Genomic DNA, 22,253 nt, shown 5'->3' on the forward strand with positions numbered 1-22,253 from the left:
CACATGGCTTGAATCTCGGGCAAGCCCCCCACCAGCACCGATCTCCCCCACCGGGCCCGGGAACGCGAACGGCCCCGGACCACAGGGGTCCGGGGCCGTTCGACCGCTCGACGGGTCGTCAGGTGATGTCGTCGTCGATCTGGTCGCGGCGCGCGGCCGGGATCGGCGCCGGGGCCTCCACCGGCTCCACCCCGCCGACCGACTCCGCGCCCGCCACGCTCTCGACCGTCAGGTCGACCTGGGAGGCTTCCTCGTCGCTCAGCCCGGCGTCGGGGTTGCGGGCGGCCTTGCGCTTGTCGTTCACCAGCGAGATGCCGACCGCGATGAAGTACAGCGCCCAGATCGGCGCGGCCAGCGCCAGCATCGACACCGGGTCGGCGGACGGGGTGGCGAAGGCCGCGAACACGGTGATGCCCATGACCATGGCGCGCCACCAGCCCAGCATCCGCTTGCCGGTGAGCACCCCGACCAGGTTCAGCATCACCAGGAACAGCGGCAGTTCGAAGCCCGCCCCGAACACCAGCACCATGCGGGTGACCAGGTCGAGGTAGTCCTCCACCGGCACGATCGAGGTGACGCCGTCCGCGACGAAGCTGATCAGCATCTGCGCGGTCATCGGCATGACCAGGTAGGCGAACGCCGCACCGGCGAGGAACAGCGGGGTGCCGATGGCCAGGAAGGAGATCGAGTAGCGCTTCTCGTGCTGGTGCAGACCGGGCGCCACGAACTTCCACAGCTGGTACAGCCAGACCGGGGTGGCGGCCACCACGCCCGCGGTGAGGCTGACCTTCAGCACCAGGGTGAACGGCGTCAGCAGACCGATGTTGGAGACCTGCGCGCAGTGCTCGTCGCCCGGTACCGGGTGCCCGTCCGGACCGCAGGCCGGCAGCGGGGCGATCAGGAAGTCCAGCAGCCGCTTGTTGAAGAACGCCGCGACGATCGTGAAGAAGATGATCGCCAGCAGCGACTTGACCAGCCGGTTGCGCAGTTCGCGGAGATGGTCGGCGAGCGCCATCCGCCCCTCAGGGTCCTTGGCCGCCTTGGTCGTCTTGCTCAACCCGGTCCTCGAATCGTGCGCTCGTCGTAGTCGGAGTGGTGCGGGAGCCCGACGCGGTCGTTCAGGCGGCCCGGTCGGTGCGGGACGCGCCCGGGGCGGCCTTGACCACCCGTTCCGGTTCGGCGGCGGGCCGCGCGGCCGGGTCGGCGGACGCGGGCGCGGCGCCCTCGCGGCCGGAGTCGAACTCCCGGCGCAGCGCCCTGCCCTCGCTCTTGAGGATCCGCAACGACCGGCCCAGCGCCCGCGCCGCGTCCGGCAGCCGCTTGCCGCCGAACAGCAGCACCGCGAAGACCGTGACCAGCAGCAGCGAGCCGGGCGACAGGAGACGCATCTCCGGAGCACCGCCTTCCTTGTCCGGGAGGTCCGGGAGGCAGGGCTCCCCCTCTGCGGGCGATGGTAGCCGCTCGGGGTGTCGCCGCGGGAACCCGGTCCCCAACGATCGGGTACCGGTCCTCCCCCGCTCTCAGCCCGCCTCGCCCGCCCGCTGCAGCGCGGCGACCGCGCCGTCCACCTCGCGGGCCAGCGCCCGGGCGTCCAGCCACAGCCGCAGCGCGAGCACGCCGAGCACCAGCAGTCCGGCGGTGGACAGCAGGACGGCCCCGACCAGGGTCCAGTTCACGTGCGGCGCCTTCCCTATCCGTCCACCGGCAGCAGCCGCATGGTGTGCACGCCCGCCTCGGTGAGCGCGGCGACGATCTTCTCCCCGGCGATCTTGCGGACGGACGCCCCGCAGGCCGGGCAGGTGAAGCCGTAGAAGGTCCGCTCCTTGCTGGCGCCGAGCGCCAGCCGGAACTCGGCGGCCGGGAGCTCGACCTTCTCCCGGCACTGCGAGCAGTACACCTTGAATCTGGTGCCGTCGGTCACGTGGTTCAGACCTGTCCGTCCCGGTAGTGCTCCAGCGCGGCCAGCGCGGCGGTGCGGGCCTGTTCGGCGAGCTGGGCGGGGGCCGTGATCCGGCCGTCCCGGCCCAGCCGCAGGGCGAGGGTGCGCAGCCCGGCCGGTTCGGCGGAGCGCAGGGTGATCCGCAGGCCGCCGTCGGGGAGCTCCTCGGCGCTGTCGTGGGTGTAGTACTCGGCGACCCAGCGGCCGCCGGGGCCGACCTCGACCACCACCTGCGGGTCGTCCGCGGTGGGGGCGACCAGCCCGGCGGACAGGTCGCGGGGCTGCAGCCGGGGCGGGTTGGCGGGCTCGTCCAGCACCTTGATCTCGGCGATCCGGTCGAGCCGGAAGGTGCGCCGGTCCTCGGAGGTCCGGCACCAGCCCTCCAGGTAGGTGTGGCCCTCGGTGACCAGCCGGATCGGGTCGACCTCGCGCTCGGTCAGCTCGCCGCGGCCGTGCGACCAGTAGCGCAGCCAGATCAGCCGGCCCTCGCTGAGGGCGCGGTCGATGTCGGCGAAGACGGTGCCCTCGGCCTCGAAGGTGACGCCGATCCGGGCGGCGGACTCGGCGTTCTCGCCCGCCGCGTCCTCGATCTTGGCGACGGCCCGGGTGAGCGCCTGCCGGTCGCGCTCGCGCAGCCCGGGCAGGCCCGCCACGGCGCGGGCGGCGACCAGCAGCGCGGTGGCCTCGTCGGCGGCCAGCCGCAGCGGCTGGGCGACGTCGTCCACGTTGTGCCACCAGATCCGCTCGCCGTCGGTGTCGATGTCGAGCAGGTCGCCGCCGCGGAAGGACGTCCCGCACATCGGCAGCACGTTCAGGTCGCCGATCAGCTCCCGCTCGGTGATCCCGAACGCCCGCGCCACCTCGGCCACCTCGGCCCCGGGCCGCTCGCGCAGGTAGGTCACCAGCGACAGCATCCGCCGCGTCTGGTCGATCGCGTTGCTCATGCCTGCACCTCCGCGAGACCGGCGACGGCGCGCAGCCGGTCGATGACGTCGGCCCGCAGGTCCTCGGGGCCGATCACGATGACGTCGGGGCCGTACTCGGCCAGGTCGGCGCCCAGGCCGTTGCCGTACGGGATGTCCAGCTCGTCCCAGTCGGCGTCCACCGGCCGGGTCTCCAGCGCGCGCTGGCGCAGCGGGTAGGCGGCGCCGGAGCGCACCTTGACCCGCGCGACGGCGGTCGCGCCCTCGCCCGCGAACCGGGCGACCACGGCCCGGACGTCCACGTGCTCGGGCACCTCGCCGGTGAACGCGCCCGCCCGGGAGCGGACCTTGCCGGTGATCCGGGAGAGCCGGAACACCCGGGCCGAGCCGCGGTCGCGGTCGTAGCCCGCCAGGTACCAGTGGCCGCGCCAGCACTCCAGCGCCCAGGGCTCGACCGAGCGCGGCTCGGCGGTCGCGGCCCCGGCCTTGCGGTAGTCGAAGGTGACCGGGCGCCGGTCGCGGGCGGCGGTGAGCAGCGGCTCGAACGCGGCCTCCCGGCCGGGGATCCGCGGCTCCAGCGCACCGTGCTCGCGGTCCTCGGCGAACGGGACGCCGGCGGCGCGCAGCTTCTGCAGGGCGCCGCTGGCGGCGCCGGACATCTTGGCCTGCTGCCAGACCCGGGCGGCCAGCGCCAGCGCGGCGGCCTCCTCGGCGTCCAGGGCGATCTCCGGGAGGCGGTTGCGGTCGCGCCGGGCGAGGTAGCCGATCTCGCCGTCGAGCGCGTTCTCGTCCACGTCGATGATCAGTCCGAGTTCCCGCAGGTCGTCCTTGTCGCGCTCGAACATCCGGTTGAAGGCGTCCTCGGAGCCCTGCTGCCAGGCCTCCCGGTACGCCTCGACGGATTCGCGCAGCTCTTTCTTGGAGAGCGGACGCCGGGTGTTCATCAGGCACAGGGCGAGGTTCATCAGCCGCTCTGCCTTGGCGATCGCCATCGCTGACCCTTCCTCCGATCGGGGGTGACCTGCCTGACCGTACCGGTACGGGCACGTTCAGAGAAAGCCGGACCCCCGGCTCCTGGCGGAGCCGGGGGTCCGGTGGTGCGTCCGAGGTCAGACGCCCAGCAGGTCCACCACGAAGATCAGGGTGGAGCCGGCCGGGATGAGCGGGCTCGGCGACTGGTTGCCGTAGGCCAGGTGCGGCGGGATGACCAGCTCGCGGCGGCCGCCGACGCGCATGCCCTCGACGCCCTGGTCCCAGCCCTTGATGACCCGTCCCTTGCCGAGCGGGAACTTGAAGGTCTGGCCGCGGTTCCACGAGGCGTCGAACTCCTCGCCGGAGGCGAAGGTGACACCCACGTAGTGGACCTCGACGGTCGCCCCGGCCTTGGCCTCGGCGCCGTCGCCGACCACGATGTCGCGGATCTGGAGCTCGCTCGGGGCGTCGCCGCCCGGGAAGTCGATCTCCGGCTTGGTCAGGCTCACGATTGCTCTTCTCGTTCGGTTGCGTGAACGGGGTTCATCCTAGGCGCACCGACGGCGCGTCAGCTGTCGCCGCCGACGCCCGCGTCCAGGATGTCCACCACGAACACCAGGGTGGAGTTGGCCGGGATGCTGTCGCTGGCCTTGTCCTTGTAGCCCAGCGAGGCGGGGATGACCAGCTCGACCCGGCTGCCGATGTTCTGGCCGACGATGCCCTTGTCCCAGCCCTCGATGACGCTGCCGGCGCCGGTGGTGAAGGTGAACGCCTGCCCGCGGTCGAGCGAGGAGTCGAACTTCTTGCCGTCCTTGTAGAGCACGCCGGTGTACTGCACCAGCACCTTCTCGCCGGACTCGATCTTGCGGCCCTTGCCCTGGATGAGCACGTGGCTCTTCAGGTCGGTCGGGTCCGCGGCGCCCGGGACGGGGGTGATCTCGGCGGGCTTGTTGCCGTTGTCCTTGACCTGCGGGAAGTCCGCGGGCGGCGGGGTCACGTCACCGGAGACCACCGCGTTCGGCGCGGTGGACTGCCGGATGTCCAGCACGAACACCAGGCTGTCGGTGCCCCCGATGCCCAGTTGCTGGCTGCCCTGCGGGCCGAACGCGGCCGCGGGCGGGGCGACCACCAGCAGGCGGCTGCCCGCCTTGTGGCCCTCGACGGCGTTGTCCAGCGCCGCGATCAGCGACCCGGCACCGGCCTGGTAGAGCTGCGGCTTGCCGTTCTGCTCCCCGTACGAACCGGGGATCTCCTTGCCGGTCTGCCAGTCCATCGCGGTGTAGTCGACGGAGACCCAGTTGCCCTTCTCGACCTTCGCGCCGTTGCCCGCGGTCAGCTCCTTGACCACGAAGGTGCCGTCGGGCGCCTCCTTGGGCAGCGTGATGGTGGCCTTGGAGCCGAAGTCGCCGGAGACGGTGGGCAGCACCTTGGCGCTGTCCTTGATCGGCGGCACCGGCTGCTGGGTCGGCGCGTCCGAGGCGCCCGCACTGGGGCTGGCCGTCGCGGAGTCCGCCTTGGCGGCGGGCTTGCTGCCGCCGTCCTTGTTGACGTAGTACAGCGTCACGCCGGAGGCGATCAGCAGGACCGCCAGGACCGAACCCAGGATGACGCCGAGCCGGCCCACCCCGCCCGGGTCCTGGTCGTACCCGGCCTCGGAGAGCGGGACCTTGCGCTGGTTGGACGCGAAGACCTGCGGGGCCTGCTCGCCCTTGGCGTCCGGGTTGACCGGGTTGGTCGGCGGCGCCCAGCCCGCCTGGGTCAGGATCTCCGCGGGGACGACGATCGACTCGCGGTCCAGGGGAGGCTTGTTCCCGGTGTTGTCGGCCTCGCCCGGGCTCGACGCTTTCTCAGACATGACTCCCCATTCGACTCGCCCGACGACGCGTGTACCACTGGTGCGGGGCAGCAGTATGCCAGGTCGGCATGAGAGCCGTTCGAACCGGTCCGCGCCCCGCTGTCAGGCGGTTCTCAGACGGCTTCCAGGATGTCGATCACGAACACCAGGGTGGAGTTCGCCGGGATCGACCCGCTGGCCTGGTCGCCGTAGCCCAGCGCGGGCGGCACCACCAGCATCACCCGGCTGCCGACGGTCTTGCCGACCAGCCCCTGGTCCCACCCCTTGATCAGGCTGCCGGTGCCGACCTGCAGCGCCTGCGCGCCGCCGTGGTTCCACGAGGAGTCGAACTGCTTGCCGTCGGCCCAGGTCACGCCGGTGTACTGGACCAGCAGCGTCTGCCCGCTCTGCACCTCCGGGCCGGTGCCCTTGACCAGCACGTACTGCTGCAGGTCGGTGGGCGGCTGCTGGCCGGAGGGGACGGTGATGGTGGGCGCGGCCTTGCCGTTGTCCTTCACCTGCGGGGCGTTCGCGGGCGGCTGGGTGAGCTCCCCGGGGATGGTGGTGTCCGGCGGCGTCGCGCTCACCACGTCCAGCACGAACACCACGGTGTCGTCCTTGCCGACGCCCAGCGCGCTCGACCCCTGGCTGCCGAACCCCGCCGCGGGCGGGGCGACCACCAGCAGCCGGGAGCCCACCTTCTTGCCGACCACGCTCTGGTCGAACGCGGGCACCAACTGCCCGCTGCCCGCCTGGTACAGCTGCGGCTTGCCGCCGGAGTCGTAGGAGCTGGAGAGGTCCTTGCCGCTGGTCCAGTCCTTGACGGTGTAGTTGACCGTCACCCAGTCGCCCTTCTTGACCTCCGCCCCGGAGCCCTCGCTCACGGTGCTCACCACGAAGGCGCCGCTCGGCTGCCCGGGCGGCAGCGTGATCGTCGCCTTCGAGCCGAAGTCGCCGCTGACGGTCGGCATCGGCGAGGCGGACGCCACCGGGCTCGGCACCTGGACCGCGGAGGCCGAGGAGGCGGGGGGCGTCGTCGCGGCGGACTTCCCGGACCCGTCCGAACTGCTGCATCCGGCGATCAGCACGGCGGTCAGGGGAACGGTGAGCAGGCAGGCGGTTCGACGCATGGCGTCAGCCTATGACCCGATTCGTCCGGTCCGTCGGAGGCGCTCGGCGCGCCTCCGACGGACCGTCACGGCCGGCCGGTCACATCCCGGCGATCAGCTTCTCCACCCGCTCGTCGACCGAACGGAACGGGTCCTTGCACAGCACGGTGCGCTGCGCCTGGTCGTTCAGCTTCAGGTGCACCCAGTCGACGGTGAAGTCGCGGCGCTGCTCCTGGGCGCGGCGGATGAAGTCGCCGCGCAGCCGGGCCCGGGTGGTCTGCGGGGGCACCGACTTGCCCTGGAAGGTCAGCAGGTCGGTGGTGACCCGCTGGGCCTGGCCGTTCTTCTGCAGCAGGTAGAACAGGCCGCGGCGGCGGTGGATGTCGTGGTAGGCCAGGTCGATCTGGGCGACCCGCGGGTTGGACATGGTCATCTGGTGCTTGGCCCGGTACTTCTCGATCAGCTGGTACTTCATGATCCAGTCGATCTCGGTGCCGACCTTGGCCAGGTCCTCGCTGCGCACCGCCTCCAGGGTGCGGCCCCACAGGTCCAGCACCCGGGCCACGGTGCCCTCGTTGAGGCCCTTGCGGTCGGCGAACTCCAGCGCCTTGGTGTAGTACTCCTCCTGGATCTCCAGCGCGGAGGCCTCCCGGCCGTTGGCCAGCCGGACCTGGTGGGTGCCGGTCAGGTCGTGGCTGACCTCGCGGATCGCCCGGATCGGGTTCTCCAGCGTGAGGTCCCGCATCACCACCCCGGCCTCGATCAGCCGCAGCACCAGGTCCGTGGCGCCGACCTTGAGCAGCGTGGTGGTCTCCGACATGTTGGAGTCGCCGACGATGACGTGCAGCCGCCGGTAGCGCTCGGCGTCGGCGTGCGGCTCGTCGCGGGTGTTGATGATCGGACGGGAGCGGGTGGTCGCCGAGCTGACGCCCTCCCAGATGTGCTCGGCCCGCTGGCTGACGCAGTACACCGCGCCGCGCGGGGTCTGCAGCACCTTCCCCGCCCCGCAGATCAGCTGCCGGGTCACCAGGAACGGGATCAGCACGTCCGCCAGCCGGGAGAACTCGCCGTGCCGGGCCACCAGGTAGTTCTCGTGGCAGCCGTAGGAGTTGCCGGCCGAGTCGGTGTTGTTCTTGAACAGGTAGACGTCCCCGGCGATGCCCTCCTCGTGCAGCCGCCGCTCCGCGTCCACCAGCAGGCCCTCGAGGATCCGCTCGCCGGACTTGTCGTGCGTGACCAGCTCGGTGACGTCGTCGCACTCGGGGGTCGCGTACTCGGGGTGGGAGCCGACGTCGAGGTAGAGGCGGGCGCCGTTCTTCAGGAAGACGTTGCTGCTGCGGCCCCAGGAGACGACCCGGCGGAAGAGGTAGCGGGCCACCTCGTCCGGCGACAGGCGGCGCTGGCCCCGGAAGGTGCAGGTGACGCCGTACTCGTTCTCCAGCCCGAAAATTCGACGGTCCATGTGCGACTCTTCTCTGTTCGAAGCTCGGTGGAACCCCTCGGTGGCGGTGGGTGGACCGTCGGGCGGCCCGCCGGGTCCGGCGGGCCGCCCGGGCCGGTCATTCGGTGTCGGTGCTCGCGTCGCCCTCGTCCTCGGCGGCGGCCGACTCGTCGCCGCTGAGCAGCCGGGCCAGCTGACCGCCCAGGACGCGCTTGAACTTGCGCTGCCGGGGGCGCTTGCGGTCCAGCACGGCGACCTCCAGCTGCTCCGGCGTCAGGGTGCGCGGGCTGCCGCCGTTGGGGTCGCGGGCCAGGCCGTCGACCGCGAGCTTGAGCGCCTCCGCCAGGCTCAGGCCGGAACGGTGGCGCTGGCCGAGGTAGTTGCCGATGGAGTCGGCGTTGCCGCCGACCACCACCGCGTTCTTCTCGTCCACCACCGAGCCGTCGGGGGTGAGCCGGTAGATCTGGTCGTCGGCGTCGGTCCGGCCGACCTCGGCGACGATCAGCTCGACCTCGTACGGCTTCTCCCCGACCGAGGAGAAGATGGTGCCGAGGGTCTGCGCGTACACGTTGGCCAGGCCGCGGGCGGTGACGTCGGCCCGGTCGTAGGAGTAGCCGCGCAGGTCGGCGTAGCGGACGCCGCCGATCCGCAGGTTCTCGAACTCGTTGTAGCGGCCGACCGCGGCGAAGGCGATCTTGTCGTAGATCTCGGAGACCTTGTGCAGGGCGCGGGAGGTGTTCTCCGCGACGAAGACGATGCCGTCGGCGTAGGTGAGCACGACCACGCTGCGGCCGCGGGCGATGCCCTTGCGGGCGTACTCCGCGCGGTCCGCCATGGCCTGCTGGGGCGAGACGTAGAACGGCGTGGACACCGCCGGTCTCCCTTCGGGTGGTTGGGGCGGACTCAGAGGAGCGGGGCCTGCGGGCCGTTCGGGTGCTCGCGGCGCTGGTCGGTGATGGAGACCGCGATCGCGGCGACCTCGTCCTCGTCGAGCCGGCGGAAGCCGTCCTCGGTGATCAGCGTGACGATCGGGAAGATCTTGCGGGCCAGGTCGGGCCCGCCGGTCGCCGAGTCGTCGTCGGCGGCGTCGTACAGCGCCTGGACGGCCAGGGTGGCGGCCTGCTCGCCGGTCAGCCCCGGCCGGTAGAGCTTCTTCATCGCACCGCGGGCGAAGACCGAGCCGGAGCCGGTGGCGGCGAAGCCGGCCCGCTCCTCGGAGCGGCCGCCGGTCACGTCGTAGGTGAAGATCCGGCCGCGGCCGAGGTCGAGGTCGTACCCGGCGAACACCGGGACGACCGCGAGGCCCTGCATGGCCATCGCCAGGTTGGAGCGGATCATCGTGGTGAGCCGGTTGGCCTTGCCCTCGAACGAGAGCACGGTGCCCTCGATCTTCTCGTAGTGCTCCAGCTCCAGCTGGAACAGCCGGACCATCTCGACCGCGAGGCCGGCCGTGCCGGCGATGCCGACGGCGCTGTACTCGTCCGCCGGGAAGACCTTCTCGATGTCCCGCTGGGCGATGACGTTGCCCATGGTGGCGCGCCGGTCACCGGCCAGCACCACGCCGCCGTCGAACACCGCGGAGACGATGGTGGTGCCGTGCGGCGCCTCGACGGTCATCCCCTCGGGGAGGGCGCGCCGACCGGGGAGCAGCTGGGGCGCGTGGCTGTCGAGGAAGTCGAGGAACGAGGAGGAGCCGGGGGTGAGGAAGGCGGCCGGCAGACGCCCGGTGCCACTGAGGTTGGCTTCCACACGTGTCCTTCCGGATCGAAGATCGAAAGTTGGTTGGTGCCCCGGACCCTACCCGCTTCGGGGGCCGGTTCCACGCTTCCTTCGGGAGATCTGCGGGAACGCGAGGCCGCAGGCGCGCTCAGGGCACACCTGCGGCGCTCGTGCTGCTGTTGTCGGCGTGCGCGGGGGGTTCCCCCGGCTACTCGCCGCCCTTCTGGACGAATCCGCGCACGAAATCCTCCGCGTTGGATTCCAGGACCTCGTCGATTTCGTCGAGTACCGAGTCGACGTCGTCGCTGAGCTTTTCCTGGCGCTCCTTGAGGTCGTCCGAGGCCTGAGTTTCCGCGGCCTGCTCCTCCACCTCCTCGGAGGAGCGGTTGGCCCGCTGCTGACCGCCGCCGGTGTCCTTCTCCGCCATTTCCCTCACCCCGCTCGTTCGGTGTTCTCGTTCAACGCTGGCTGCTCACCGGAATGATTCCCCGTCGGGGAAATGTTCACCCCCGGTGATCGAAAAGTTACCCGCCGGAGAGGACGCGCACCAGGTCCTCGGCGGTGCGGCACCGGTCGAGCAGGTCCTTGACGTGCTCCCGGGTGCCGCGCAGCGGCTCCATGGTCGGCACGCGCTGCAGGCTGTCGTGGCCGGGCAGGTCGAAGATCACGGAGTCCCAGGAGGCCGCGGCCACGTGGTCGGCGTACTGCTCCAGGCAGCGACCGCGGAAGTAGGCCCGGGTGTCCTCGGGGGGCTGGTGGACGGCCCGGCGGACCGCCTCCTCGTCGAAGAGCCGCTCGAACCGGCCGCGCGCCTCCAGCCGGTTGTACAGGCCCTTGTCGGCCCGCACGTCGCTGTACTGGAGGTCGACCAGCTGGAGCCGGGGGCTGTCCCAGTCCAGGCCGTCGCGCTGCCGGTAGCCCTCCAGGAGCTCCTTCTTGGCGATCCAGTCGAGCTGCCGGGACAGGCTCATCGGGTCGCGCTCCAGGCGGCCCAGCACGTCCTCCCAGCGGGCCAGCACGTCCAGGGTCTGGTCGTCGGCGTCCTGCCCGTGGCGGTCCTCGACGTACTTGCGGGCCAGCTCGCAGTACTCCATCTGGAGCTGGACGGCCGTCAGGCGGCGGCCGCTGCGCAGCTGGACCAGCTGCTTGAGGTCGGGGTCGTGGGAGATCCGGTGCAGGGTGCGCACGGGCTGGTCGACGGCGAGGTCGACGGCGATGAAGCCGTCCTCGATCATCGACAGGACCAGGGCGGTGGTGCCGAGCTTGAGGTAGGTGGAGATCTCGGAGAGGTTGGCGTCGCCGATGATGACGTGCAGCCGGCGGTACTTCTCGGCGTCGGCGTGCGGTTCGTCGCGGGTGTTGATGATGGGCCGCTTGAGGGTGGTCTCCAGGCCGACCTCGACCTCGAAGTAGTCGGCGCGCTGGCTGATCTGGAAGCCGTGCCCGCCGCCCTCCTGACCGATGCCCACCCGGCCCGCGCCGCACACCACCTGGCGGGAGACGAAGAACGGGGTGAGGTGGCGGACGATGTCGGCGAACGGGGTGGCCCGCTGCATCAGGTAGTTCTCATGGGTGCCGTAGGAGGCGCCCTTGTTGTCGGTGTTGTTCTTGTAGAGCAGGATCCGCTGCCCGTTGGGCAGCTCCAGGGCCCGCTCGGCGGCCGCCGCCATGATCCGCTCGCCCGCCTTGTCCCAGAGCACCGCGTCGCGCGGGTTGGTGACCTCGGGCGAGGAGTACTCGGGGTGCGCGTGGTCGACGTAGAAGCGGGCGCCGTTGGTGAGGATGACGTTGGCCAGGCCGATGTCCTCGTCGGTGAGCTGGCTGGCGTCCGCCACGTCCCGGGCCAGGTCGAAGCCCCGGGCGTCGCGCAGCGGATTCTCCTCCTCGAAGTCCCAGCGGGCGCGACGCGCCCGGTGCATCGCCGCGGCGTACGCGTTGACGACCTGGGACGAGGTGAGCATGGCGTTGGCGTTGGGGTGGCCGGGCACGGAGATGCCGTACTCGGTCTCGATCCCCATCACGCGCCGTACGGTCATGCGGCCCTCCTGACCTGTGGGTCCTGCTGGGTCCTGCTGGGTACTGCCGGTGCAGACGCGCCGTCCGGCTGCGGAGCCCTGCCGAGCGCCGCAGCCGGACGGGGTCGTGCGGGTGCTACAGGTACTGCCCCGTGTTGGCGACGGTGTCGATGGAGCGGCCGGACTCGGCACCCTGCTTGCCGGTGACGAGGGTGCGGATGAAGACGATCCGCTCGCCCTTCTTGCCGGAGATGCGGGCCCAGTCGTCCGGGTTGGTGGTGTTGGGCAGGTCCTCGTTCTCCTTGAACTCGTCCACGCAGGCGGCGAGCAGGTGGGAGACGCGCAGACCGCGCTGGCCGTGGTCGAGGTAGTCCTTGATGGCCATCTTCTTCGCCCGGTCCACGATGTTCTGGATCATGGCGCCGGAGTTGAAGTCCTTGAAGTACAGGACCTCCTTGTCACCGTTGGCGTAGGTGACCTCCAGGAAGCGGTTCTCCTCGGTCTCCGAGTACATCCGCTCCACCACCGACTGGATCATGGCGGCGACGGTGACCGACACCGAGCCGTCGTGCTCCTTGAGGTCGTCCGGGTGGAACGGGAGGGTGTCCTTGAGGTACTTGGAGAAGATGTCCTTGGCCGCCTCGGCGTCCGGCCGCTCGATCTTGATCTTGACGTCCAGGCGGCCGGGCCGCAGGATCGCCGGGTCGATCATGTCCTCGCGGTTGGAGGCGCCGATGACGATGACGTTCTCCAGGCCCTCCACGCCGTCGATCTCCGCCAGCAGCTGCGGGACGATGGTGTTCTCCACGTCCGAGCTGACGCCGGAGCCGCGGGTGCGGAAGAGCGACTCCATCTCGTCGAAGAAGACGATGACGGGCGTGCCCTCGCTCGCCTTCTCCCGGGCCCGCTGGAAGACCAGGCGGATCTGCCGCTCGGTCTCGCCCACGTACTTGTTGAGCAGCTCGGGGCCCTTGATGTTGAGGAAGTAGCTCTTGCCCTGCGGACGGCCGGTCACCTCGGCGACCTTCTTGGCCAGCGAGTTGGCCACCGCCTTGGCGATCAGCGTCTTGCCGCAGCCGGGCGGGCCGTAGAGCAGGACGCCCTTGGGCGGCCGGAGTTCGTACTCCTTGAACAGGTCGGCGTGCAGGTACGGGAGCTCCACCGCGTCCCGGATCTGCTCGATCTGGCCGGAGAGGCCGCCGATCTGCCGGTAGTCGATGTCCGGGACCTCCTCGAGGACCAGCTCCTCGACCTCGGACTTCGGCACCACCTCGTACACGTAGCCGGAGCGGGGCTCCAGCAGCAGGGCGTCGCCCGGGCGGAGCGTGACGCCCTGGAGCGGCTCGGCGAGGCGCACCACGCGCTCCTCGTCGGTGTGGCCGGTGACCAGCGCGCGGTCGCCGCCCTCCAGCACCTCCTTGAGCGTGACGATCTCGCCGATCCGCTCGAACGCCATCGCCTCGACGACGTTCAGCGCCTCGTTGAGCATCACCTCCTGGCCGCGGCGCAGCTCGTCCAACTCGACGTTGGGGCTGACGTTGACCCGGAGCTTTCGGCCCCCGGTGAAGATGTCGGCCGTCCCGTCCTCGTTCTTCTCGAGGAAGGTGCCGAATCCGGCCGGCGGCTGGGCGAGCCGGTCGACCTCCTCCTTGAGGGCCACGATCTGGTCGCGGGCCTCGCGCAGGGTCGCGACGAGCCTCTCGTTCTGGGCGGTCACACCGGCCAGGTTGGTCTGCAGCTCGACGATCCGCTCCTCGAGCACCCTCGAACTGCGGGGCGAATCGGCGAGCCTGCGCCGAAGGACGGCAATCTCCTGTTCGAGGTAGGAGACCTGCGCGGCCTCGTCGGACCCCCGTGCGGGCCTGCCGGCGCTGCGGTCGTACTCGTCATCGTGGGCTGCCACGGTCCTCACCTCCTCCTGGGGGAGCTGGACGACCCAAACCTACCTGGGACCAGGGCGATGTAAACCCCTTAGTGATCAGAAAGGCGGGTCGGGCGTGTCCGGTTGTTCGCCCTGCGTGCTTCCCCTCTTGGTAGAGGAGATGCCCACCGCTCAACGGTTCAAAGCAGCGCGGATGTATCGTGACAGGAATGTCCCCGAATACGGGGCGACGAGAGCAGAAACGGCAGGGGCAATGGCGGGGACGGGCGAGGCACTCGAAGTCTGGATCGACCAGGATCTGTGCACCGGCGACGGCATCTGCGCGCAGTACGCGCCCGAGGTCTTCGAGCTCGACATCGACGGGCTCGCCTACGTCAAGGGCGAGGACGACGAGTTGCGCCAGCAGCCGGGCGAGACCGTCCCCGTGCCGCTGACGCTCCTTCAGGACGTGGTCGACTCCGTCAAGGACTGCCCCGGCGACTGCATCCACGTCCGCCGGGCGGCGGACGGCGTCGAGGTCTACGGGCCGGACGCGGACTGACGCCCGTTCGGCCCCCTGACGGGTGCTCGGGCGCTCAGGCGCCGTGCACCGGCGTCCTGGTCTCGGTCTTCGTCCAGGCCCCGCCGGAGCGCGTCCAGACCAGTTCGACCTGCAGGTCGGGCGAGAAGCGGGGCACGTCCGGGGAGGAGTAGCCGCGGGCCCTCCCGCGGATCGAGCCGTCGCTGCGGACCGCCAGCTCGGTGACGGTCAGGCCCTCGGCGTCGGGCAGCAGCGGCACGGGGGCGCCGTCGGCGCCGACCAGGAACACCCCGTCCGGCGGAGTGCCCATGTCCGCCTGGCAGTGCGCGGCGGCGACGGTCACCGGCTTCCCGTCCAGCAGCGCGGACGCCTTCAGGCTCACCGTGACCGGGAAGGGCCCGCACTCCAGCGGCAGCCGGACCTTCGCCAGGTCCGCCTCCGGCAGCGGCGAGGCCGTGGGCACCGGCTCCGCGACCGGTCCGTCGGCCGCCTGCTGACCGCCCGTCACCGCCCCGGTCGCCGAGGTCGCCCCCAGCGCCCCGCCCACCACGGCCGCGCAGCCGGCCGCGACCAGCACCCAGTGCTTCAACCCCGACCGCGCGTGCCCGGGTATCCGACGCTCCGTCACCACGAGACTCCCCTTTCCGGTCCGCGCATCCTTCCACACCCGGCTCCGGAGCGGGCTGCCGGGGGCGGGGAGCCGCGCGGGGCGGGAGACGCCGACGGCCGGGTCGCGAGGAGGGCAGTGACCTGCCGTTCCCTCGCGCCCCGGCCGTCGGTGCGTGGTCGCTCGCGCGGTTCCCGGTGCTACTCCGGGAGTTCCCGGGCGTCGTGCGAGGCCGCCTGGCGCTGCGCCTTGCGGACGGCCGCGCGCTCGGCGAGCGAGAGCTCGGTCTCGGGGCCGGTCTCGTAGTCCTCGCCGTAGGAGCCCTTCGCGGGGCGGCGGCGGCGCAGCGGGGGCTCGACGCCGTCGGCGAGGCGGCGGGCGGTGAGCAGGAAGCCGGTGTGGCCGATCATCCGGTGGTCCGGGCGGACGGCGAGGCCCTCCAGGTGCCAGGTGCGGACCATGGTCTCCCAGGCCTGCGGCTCGGTGAAGGTGCCGTGCTCGCGCAGCGCCTCGACGGTGCGCGACATCTGGGTGGTGGTGGCCACGTAGCAGCAGATCAGGCCGCCGGGGACGAGCGCCTTGGAGGCGACGTCCAGGCACTCCCAGGGGGCGAGCATGTCGAGGATGACGCGGTCGACGTCGGTCTCGACCAGGTTGTCCTGGAGGTCGCCGACGGTGAGCTTCCAGGCCGGGTGCGGGCCGCCGAAGTAGCGCTCGACGTTGCCCCTGGCGATGTCGGCGAAGTCCTGGCGGCGCTCGTAGGAGGCGAGCGAGCCGGTGTCGCCGACGGCGCGCAGCAGGTAGGTGGAGAGGGCGCCGGAGCCGACGCCCGCCTCGACCACCTTCGCACCGGCGAAGATGTCGGCCATGGCCAGGATCTGCCCCGCGTCCTTGGGGTAGATCACGGCCGCGCCGCGCGGCATGGACAGGACGTAGTCGGGGAGCAGGGGGCGCAGCGCGAGGTACGGGACGTTGCCCGTCGTGCGGACGACCGTGCCCTCGGGAGCGCCGATCAGCTCGTCGTGCGGGAACATACCCTTGTGGGTGTGGAACTGGTTCCCGGCCTGGAGCGTGAACGTGTAGTGGCGGCCCTTGGGGTCGGTCAGCTGGACCTGGTCCCCGACCTGGAAGGGCCCGCGTCGGCGGGTGGCACCGGTCGGTTCGGACATGGGGGCCATCCTACGGGAGCCGGAGGGCTGCCCCCGACCACATGATCACTCCACCCCGGCGGCCCGGCCCTGGAGCGCGGCGGTGAGCTTCCGCTCCAGGTCGGTGAGGGAGAGGACACCGTAGACCGAGCCGTCCGGGCGGACCACCAGGTACTCGGTGGCGGGGGCGCGGCGCAGGGTGTCGAGGATCTGCTCGCCGGCCAGGTCGACCGGGACGGTCAGGCCGGGTTCGAGGTCGCGGGAGACGGCGCTGACGGCGATCCAGGGGCGGCGGTGCTCGGGGACGGCGCTGACCGCGGACTCCTTGACCACGGCGATCGGCTCGCCGCGCCCGTCGACCACCACGATCGCCCCGGCGTGCACCTCGCGGGCCCGGCGCATGGCTTCGCCCAGGGGGGTGTCGGCGGGGACGTCGATGCTGCGGCGGGCCATCTCGCGGACCTTGAGCCGGGGCAGCACCTCCTTGAGGCGGGCGTTGCGCAGCGAGTTGCCGGCGCCCTGCCAGATGATGAAGCCGAGGACCGCGGCGAGCACGCCGTCGACCATGGCCTCGGTGGCGGAGCGCTCGACGTCCTGGGAGGAGCTGAAGATCGGCAGGCCGAGGACGACCGCGACGGCGAGGGCGCGGCCGACCCAGACCGCGGCCAGGGTGCCCTTCATCGGGTTGCCGGTGAGCGCCCAGACCACGGCGCGCAGCATCCGGCCGCCGTCCAGCGGGAGGCCGGGGAGCAGGTTGAAGGCGGCGACGACCAGGTTGGAGACCATCAGCCCGGCGAGCAGCACGCCGGGGACGGTGGCGGGTTCGACGGCGCGCAGGCCGAGCCAGAAGGCGCCGCCGAGCAGCAGCGAGAGCAGCGGGCCGACGAAGGCGAGCCAGAACTCGCGCCAGGGGCGGTCGGCCTCCTTCTCGATCTCGGAGACGCCGCCGAGGAACTGGAGCTGGATCCGGCGGACGCCGAGCCGGTAGTGGAGTCCGACCACGGTGTGGGCGAGTTCGTGGACCAGCACCGAGCCGTAGAAGGCGACGGCGAAGGAGAAGGCGAGCAGGTAGCGGGCGCCGCCGAGGTCGGGCAGCACGTCGGCGAGGCGGCTGCCGAAGATCCAGGTGATCAGCGCGGCGACCAGGAACCAGGACGGGGTGACGTAGACGGGCACGCCGAACGGACGGCCCATCAGGATGCCGCCGCGCGGCTGGTCGTCGGGCTTCGGCTTCTCCGGTGCCCGCCCCTCGGTGTCGTTCACCGTGCTCCTTCCGTCCCGCCGTCCGCTGGTGCCTCGTACGCTACGTGATCTCGCCCCGGGAACGGCGGCGCACCCCGCCCTCCCTTCTCCTATACCCAGCGGCTCCGACCCGTTCGCCTCCGGTGTCGGTCCGGTGCAATAGGGTCGTGGCATGCAGCAGACCGACCCCTCGCCCGCCCCGCGTCCGGCCGCCCGGCCGACCGGGCTGTCGCCGTCGCGGGCGGGTGACTTCATGACCTGCCCGCTGCTGTACCGGCTGCGGGTGATCGACCGGCTGCCGGAGCCGCCGTCCGCGGCCGCGACCAGGGGCACGCTGGTGCACGCGGTGCTGGAGCGGCTGTTCGACCACCCGCCGGCCGAGCGGACGCCGGAGCGGGCGCTCGGGCTGCTGGGCCCGCAGTGGGAGCGGTTGCTGGGGGAACGGCCGGAGCTGGCGGAGCTGTTCCCGGGCGAGCCGGAGAAGTTGGCCGGCTGGCTGGGGGACGCCGAGAAGCTGGTGGAGAAGTGGTTCCGGCTGGAGGACCCGACCCGGCTGCACCCGGTGGAGCGGGAGCTGTACGTGGAGACGGCGCTGCCCTCGGGCCTGCTGCTGCGCGGGTACATCGACCGGGTGGACGTCGCCCCGTCCGGCGAGGTGCGGCTGGTGGACTACAAGACCGGCCGGGCGCCCTCGCGGGACTTCGAGGGCAAGGCGATGTTCCAGATGAAGTTCTACGCCCTGGTGGTGTGGCGCTGGAAGGGCGTGGTCCCCAAGCGCCTGCAGCTGGTCTACCTGGGCGGCGGCGGGGACGTGGTGACGTACGACCCGGACGAGGCGGACCTGCTCTCGGTGGAGCGGAAGCTGGAGGCGCTGTGGGAGGCGATCTCGGCGGCGGTGGCCACCGGTGACTTCCCGGCGACGCGCAACCGGCTGTGCGACTGGTGCGACCACCAGGCGTCCTGCCCGGAGTTCGGCGGCACTCCCCCGCCGTACCCGCTGCCACTGACCACTGTGACCAATCCCGGCAAGGAGTCGTAGGTTGACGATCCGTGTGCTGCTGGTGGACGACCAGCCGCTGCTGCGTACCGGTTTCCGGATGATCCTGGAGGCCGAGCCCGACCTGGCGGTGGTCGGCGAGGCGGGCGACGGGCAGCAGGCGCTGGACCAGGTCCGCGCCCTGCAGCCGGACGTGGTGCTGATGGACATCCGGATGCCGCGGATGGACGGCGTGGAGGCCACCCGGCGGATCGCCGGTCCGGACCGGGACGGCCCGGCCAAGGTGCTGGTGCTGACCACCTTCGACCTGGACGAGTACGTGGTGGAGGCGCTGCGCGCGGGCGCCAGCGGCTTCCTGCTGAAGGACGTGCCGGCCGAGGAGCTGGTGCAGGCGATCCGGGTGGTGGCGGACGGCGCGGCGATGCTGGCCCCGTCGGTGACCCGCCGCCTGCTGGACATGTACGCCACCAAGCTGCCCTCGGGCGACGAGACGCCGCCGCAGGCGCTGACGGTGCTGACCGAGCGCGAGGTGGAGGTGCTGCGGCTAGTGGCGCGGGGCCTGTCGAACGCGGAGATCGCCGCCGAGCTGTTCGTCTCGGAGACCACGGTGAAGACGCACGTCGGCCACGTGCTGACCAAGCTGCAGCTGCGCGACCGGGTGCAGGCGGCGGTGTACGCCTACGAGAGCGGCCTGGTGCGCCCGGGCTCGCTGTAGCCCGCCGCGGACGCGGAACGGCCCGCCGCCCCCGAGGGGGTGGCGGGCCGTTCCGCGTCCGCGGGGGTCACTTCGCGGTGCGGCCGATCTCCCAGAACCGGAACACGCCGGTGTTGTCCATGGTGCTGTCCACGCCGGTGACGCCGGGGCGGTAGACGTAGAAGGACTTGTTCTGGAACAGCGGCACCATCGGGACGGCGTCGGCCAGGATCTTCTGGATCTGGTCGTAGGCGCCGCCGCCGGAGCGGTCGGTGAGCTTGATCGACTCCGGGACCAGCTTGTCGCTGATCTGGGGGTTGTTCCAGCCGTTGTGGTAGGCGCCGCCGTCGACCACCAGCGGGCTGATGTAGTCGTCGGCGTCGGCGTAGTCGGGGGTCCAGCCGACGGTGTACGCCTGGTAGCTGCCGTTCTTCCAGCCGGCCTGGTAGGCGGTCCAGTCGGGCTCCTGCTGGACGGTGACCTGGAACAGGCCGCCGTTCTCCAGCTCCTGCTTGACGGCCTCCAGCTCGGCGGCGCCGGCCCGGGCGCGGGACCAGGTCAGGGTGAGCTTGACCGGGGTGGTGACGTGCGCGTTGTTCAGGATGCGCTTGGCCTTGGCCGGGTCGGGCTCGCCGTACTTGTCGAAGAAGGCGGTGTTGTGGCCGGCCAGGCCCGCCGGGACGACCGAGTACAGCGGCTGCACGGTGCCCGCGTACACGTCCTGGGAGATCGCCTTGCGGTCGATCAGCTGGGCGGCGGCCTGCCGGACGGCCTGGTTGCCGCCGGTCTCGTCCTTGGTGTTGAACACCAGGTAGCGGGTCTCGCCGGAGGCGCCCTCGGCGACCCGGAGGGTGCCGGTGCCGGCCATGTCGTCGGACTTGATCTTGGCGGCCACGGAGGGGTCGAGGCTGTTGTCGGTGAGGTCGACGGCGCCGCTGTCGAGGGCCGACTTCAGCTGCTCGGGCTTGTCGAAGTAGCGCACCGTGAACTTGTCGTTCTTGCGCTCGGCGGTGCCCTGGTAGCCGGTGTTGGCGCTGAGCTGGATCTTGCTCGGGGCCTTGCCGTTCATCTCGACCGAGTCGATCTTGTACGGGCCGGAGCCGACCAGGGAGGTGTTGCCGAGCAGCTTGTCGGCCGGGAAGACCTGGTGGTCGACGATGGCGCCGGCCGCGGAGGCCAGCTTGGCCGGGAGCACCGCGTCGGGGCTCTCCAGGTGGAAGGTGACCTGGCGGTCGCCGGAGACGTCCACCGAGGCGATGGTGGACAGCAGCGGGCCGGGGCCGGACGGGTCGGCGATCTTCTTGACCCGGTCGATGGAGAACTTGACGTCCTGGGCGGTCAGCGGGTGCCCGTTGGAGAACTTCAGGCCGCTGCGCAGCGTGCAGGTGTAGGTGAGCGCGTCGGCGCCGGTGAACTGGCAGGACTCGGCGGCGTCGGGCTGCGGGACGGTCGCGCCGGAGGGGAAGCTCAGCAGCGACTGGAAGGCGTTGTTGAGGACCAGCCAGGAGCCCGCGTCGTACGCACCGGCCGGGTCCAGCACGCTGGTCACGTTGGTGGTGCCCATGGTGATGGTGCCGTCACCGCCGCCGCCGGCGGCCTTCTCGACGGAGGCGCAGCCCGCCGCCGTGGTGGCGACGAGAGCGGCGCAGCTGAGCGCGGCCAGGCGGTTGGGGGTGGTCATGCGGGGTGGTCTTCCTCACTGCGTGCGGCCGGCTGTCGCCGGTGCCCGCCGCCCGGCGCCGGGGTGGGGCGGGGCCGCGGGACTGCTACGGCCGCGCACGCCCGTCCTCCCGGGTTTCCGGGGTGGGCGGCGGCACGGCACGGGGACTCGAACGCGCCTTAGCGTGCCATATCGCCTCCGGGGGGTCACCGAGGGTTCGGACGGTGGTCCCGGCGGGTTCGGAGGATCTTGCCCCGGCAGTCGACGAGTTGTCAGCCAATGCCCGTTTTCACCCGCACCGGCGGACACGTTCCGCGTACCACCGGACGCGGAACGAAACCGGCAAAGGGTGCGAGGGAGACGAAGCTCACACCCGGGCGGCGGCCAGGGTGCGCAGCAGGTCCAGGTCGACGTGCTCCAGCGAGGGCAGCACCAGGCGGCCGGGGGCGGGGTCGATCGCGGCGATGGACGGGACGGCGATGACCGGGCAGCCCGCGGCCTCCGCGGCGGCGACGCCGGTGGGGGTGTCCTCGACGACCACGCAGCGGGCCGGGTCGGCGCCGAGCCGGGCGGCGGCGGTCAGGTAGGGGTCGGGGTGCGGCTTGGTCCGGGCGACCTCGTCGCCCGCGACGGTGAAGGCGAAGTGCTGGGCGCCCAGGCTGCGCAGCACGATGTCGATGATGTGCCGGTGCGAGGCGGACACCAGCGCGGCCGGGACGCCGTGCGCGCCCAGGGTGTTGAGCAGCCGCTCGGCGCCGGGCATCAGCGGGACGCCCCCGGCCAGCAGGTCGACGAAGCGCTGGTTGATCAGGACGGTCAGCTCGGCGGGGCTGAGGGTGACGCCGGTGCGGGTGATCAGGTAGTCGATCACCCGGGTCATCGGGCCGCCGACCACGTGGGTGCGGTCCTCGGCGGTGAGCCGGTGGCCGAGCTCGGCGAACAGGTCGACCTCGGCCTGCCACCAGAAGTCCTCGGTGTCCACCAGGGTGCCGTCCATGTCGAGCAGGACGGCGTGCAGGCCGCTGTCCTCGCCGTCCCCGCCGATGCGGACCGGGGTCGAGACCGTCGTCATGCGCGCCGCCTTCCTGTTGGACTGCCCGGGCGCGGGTGCGTCCGGGGATGGCACGGGCCGGCCCGCTGGTCAGCGGACCGGCCCGTTTCAGGATCATCAAGAATACGCCCGCCCGGTGGAATTGCACCGGGCGGCGGTGCGGCGAACGGATGATCCCCGGTTGAAGGTCTACCTGGCGTTGAAGTACTTCGCCTCGGGGTGGTGGACCACGATGGCGTCGGTCGACTGCTCGGGGTGCAGCTGGTACTCCTCGGAGAGGATCACGCCGACCCGCTCGGGCTTGAGCAGCTCGGCGATCTTGGCCCGGTCCTCCAGCTCGGGGCAGGCGCCGTAGCCGAGCGAGAAGCGCGCACCGCGGTACTTGAGCGCGAACATGTCCCGGACGTCCTGCGGGTCCTCGTCGCCGAAGCCGAGCTCGTAGCGGACCCGGGCGTGCCAGAACTCGGCCAGCGCCTCGGCGAGCTGGACGGACAGGCCGT

Annotated in this window: 24 protein-coding genes; 3 read left to right on the forward strand and 21 right to left on the reverse strand. The window is 71.6% G+C overall.

The window, feature by feature from the left end:
• Positions 1-118 precede the first annotated feature (118 nt).
• The 15 genes from tatC to arc form a co-directional block, all read right to left on the reverse strand.
• Positions 119-1,015, reverse strand: coding sequence for a twin-arginine translocase subunit TatC (gene tatC, locus QSK52_RS21420; protein WP_435053312.1), 897 nt, complete (start codon positions 1,013-1,015; stop codon positions 119-121).
• 103 nt (positions 1,016-1,118) lie between these two features.
• Complete coding sequence (locus QSK52_RS21425; RefSeq protein WP_285737729.1) at positions 1,119-1,388, reverse strand: twin-arginine translocase TatA/TatE family subunit; 270 nt, start codon at positions 1,386-1,388, stop codon at positions 1,119-1,121.
• Positions 1,389-1,520: 132 nt separating this feature from the next.
• Entirely contained in the window at positions 1,521-1,676 is a 156-nt protein-coding gene (locus QSK52_RS21430; RefSeq protein WP_285737730.1) for a hypothetical protein, read from the reverse strand.
• Between the two features lie 14 nt (positions 1,677-1,690).
• Positions 1,691-1,921 (reverse strand): hypothetical protein, encoded by a 231-nt coding sequence (locus QSK52_RS21435; RefSeq protein ID WP_285737731.1) that lies wholly within the window; start codon positions 1,919-1,921, stop codon positions 1,691-1,693.
• Between the two features lie 5 nt (positions 1,922-1,926).
• On the reverse strand, positions 1,927-2,883 hold the full coding sequence (locus QSK52_RS21440; RefSeq protein ID WP_285737732.1) for a helix-turn-helix transcriptional regulator: 957 nt from the start codon (positions 2,881-2,883) through the stop codon (positions 1,927-1,929).
• Positions 2,880-3,854 carry a helix-turn-helix transcriptional regulator gene (locus tag QSK52_RS21445; RefSeq protein WP_285737733.1) on the reverse strand — a complete coding sequence of 325 codons (975 nt, stop codon included), beginning with the start codon at positions 3,852-3,854 and terminating at the stop codon, positions 2,880-2,882. Before QSK52_RS21445 ends, QSK52_RS21440 begins: the two co-directional genes overlap by 4 nt.
• A 117-nt stretch (positions 3,855-3,971) precedes the next feature.
• Positions 3,972-4,343, reverse strand: coding sequence for an FKBP-type peptidyl-prolyl cis-trans isomerase (locus QSK52_RS21450; protein ID WP_285737734.1), 372 nt, complete (start codon positions 4,341-4,343; stop codon positions 3,972-3,974).
• 59 nt (positions 4,344-4,402) lie between these two features.
• On the reverse strand, positions 4,403-5,689 hold the full coding sequence (locus QSK52_RS21455; protein WP_285737735.1) for an FKBP-type peptidyl-prolyl cis-trans isomerase: 1,287 nt from the start codon (positions 5,687-5,689) through the stop codon (positions 4,403-4,405).
• A 113-nt stretch (positions 5,690-5,802) separates the two neighbouring features.
• The gene (locus QSK52_RS21460) at positions 5,803-6,798 is read right to left on the reverse strand and encodes an FKBP-type peptidyl-prolyl cis-trans isomerase (RefSeq protein WP_285737736.1); all 996 of its coding nucleotides are present in this window, start codon (positions 6,796-6,798) and stop codon (positions 5,803-5,805) included.
• A gap of 79 nt (positions 6,799-6,877) precedes the next feature.
• The gene (gene pafA / locus QSK52_RS21465) at positions 6,878-8,239 is read right to left on the reverse strand and encodes a Pup--protein ligase (protein WP_285737737.1); all 1,362 of its coding nucleotides are present in this window, start codon (positions 8,237-8,239) and stop codon (positions 6,878-6,880) included.
• A gap of 97 nt (positions 8,240-8,336) precedes the next feature.
• Complete coding sequence (gene prcA, locus QSK52_RS21470; protein WP_285737738.1) at positions 8,337-9,089, reverse strand: proteasome subunit alpha; 753 nt, start codon at positions 9,087-9,089, stop codon at positions 8,337-8,339.
• 32 nt (positions 9,090-9,121) lie between these two features.
• Positions 9,122-9,967 carry a proteasome subunit beta gene (gene prcB / locus QSK52_RS21475; protein WP_285737739.1) on the reverse strand — a complete coding sequence of 282 codons (846 nt, stop codon included), beginning with the start codon at positions 9,965-9,967 and terminating at the stop codon, positions 9,122-9,124.
• Between the two features lie 178 nt (positions 9,968-10,145).
• Positions 10,146-10,364: a ubiquitin-like protein Pup gene (locus QSK52_RS21480; protein WP_285737740.1), complete on the reverse strand. Its 219-nt coding sequence runs from the start codon at positions 10,362-10,364 to the stop codon at positions 10,146-10,148.
• Between the two features lie 97 nt (positions 10,365-10,461).
• Positions 10,462-11,973: a depupylase/deamidase Dop gene (dop, locus tag QSK52_RS21485; RefSeq protein ID WP_285737741.1), complete on the reverse strand. Its 1,512-nt coding sequence runs from the start codon at positions 11,971-11,973 to the stop codon at positions 10,462-10,464.
• A gap of 115 nt (positions 11,974-12,088) precedes the next feature.
• Positions 12,089-13,855 (reverse strand): proteasome ATPase, encoded by a 1,767-nt coding sequence (arc, locus tag QSK52_RS21490; RefSeq protein WP_285737742.1) that lies wholly within the window; start codon positions 13,853-13,855, stop codon positions 12,089-12,091.
• Positions 13,856-14,087: 232 nt separating this feature from the next.
• Here arc and QSK52_RS21495 point away from each other — a divergent pair, with 232 nt between their 5' ends.
• Positions 14,088-14,375: a ferredoxin gene (locus QSK52_RS21495; protein WP_285737743.1), complete on the forward strand. Its 288-nt coding sequence runs from the start codon at positions 14,088-14,090 to the stop codon at positions 14,373-14,375.
• A gap of 34 nt (positions 14,376-14,409) precedes the next feature.
• Here the strand turns inward: QSK52_RS21495 and QSK52_RS21500 are convergent, their stop codons facing one another.
• From QSK52_RS21500 to QSK52_RS21510, 3 genes are all read right to left on the reverse strand, one after another.
• A complete protein-coding gene (locus QSK52_RS21500; protein ID WP_285737744.1) occupies positions 14,410-14,982 on the reverse strand; it encodes a hypothetical protein in 573 nt (190 codons plus the stop codon).
• 179 nt (positions 14,983-15,161) lie between these two features.
• Positions 15,162-16,130 carry a tRNA (adenine-N1)-methyltransferase gene (locus QSK52_RS21505; RefSeq protein WP_285737745.1) on the reverse strand — a complete coding sequence of 323 codons (969 nt, stop codon included), beginning with the start codon at positions 16,128-16,130 and terminating at the stop codon, positions 15,162-15,164.
• Positions 16,131-16,175: 45 nt separating this feature from the next.
• Complete coding sequence (locus QSK52_RS21510) at positions 16,176-17,372, reverse strand: site-2 protease family protein (RefSeq protein ID WP_285737746.1); 1,197 nt, start codon at positions 17,370-17,372, stop codon at positions 16,176-16,178.
• A gap of 151 nt (positions 17,373-17,523) precedes the next feature.
• Between QSK52_RS21510 and QSK52_RS21515 the strand changes: the two genes are divergently transcribed.
• Complete coding sequence (locus tag QSK52_RS21515) at positions 17,524-18,390, forward strand: RecB family exonuclease (RefSeq protein ID WP_285737747.1); 867 nt, start codon at positions 17,524-17,526, stop codon at positions 18,388-18,390.
• A 1-nt stretch (position 18,391) separates the two neighbouring features.
• Positions 18,392-19,063: a response regulator gene (locus QSK52_RS21520; RefSeq protein WP_285737748.1), complete on the forward strand. Its 672-nt coding sequence runs from the start codon at positions 18,392-18,394 to the stop codon at positions 19,061-19,063.
• A 67-nt stretch (positions 19,064-19,130) separates the two neighbouring features.
• Here QSK52_RS21520 and QSK52_RS21525 read toward each other — a convergent pair whose 3' ends face one another.
• From QSK52_RS21525 to QSK52_RS21535, 3 genes are all read right to left on the reverse strand, one after another.
• A complete protein-coding gene (locus QSK52_RS21525; protein ID WP_285737749.1) occupies positions 19,131-20,723 on the reverse strand; it encodes an ABC transporter substrate-binding protein in 1,593 nt (530 codons plus the stop codon).
• Between the two features lie 346 nt (positions 20,724-21,069).
• On the reverse strand, positions 21,070-21,774 hold the full coding sequence (locus QSK52_RS21530) for an HAD family hydrolase (RefSeq protein ID WP_285737750.1): 705 nt from the start codon (positions 21,772-21,774) through the stop codon (positions 21,070-21,072).
• A 168-nt stretch (positions 21,775-21,942) separates the two neighbouring features.
• On the reverse strand, positions 21,943-22,253 hold a 311-nt coding region (locus QSK52_RS21535), incomplete at its 5' end, for a vitamin B12 dependent-methionine synthase activation domain-containing protein (RefSeq protein ID WP_285737751.1).

Origin of the sequence: Kitasatospora phosalacinea, assembly GCF_030268885.1 — a bacterium.
Taxonomy (GTDB): Bacteria; Actinomycetota; Actinomycetes; order Streptomycetales; family Streptomycetaceae; genus Kitasatospora; species Kitasatospora phosalacinea_C.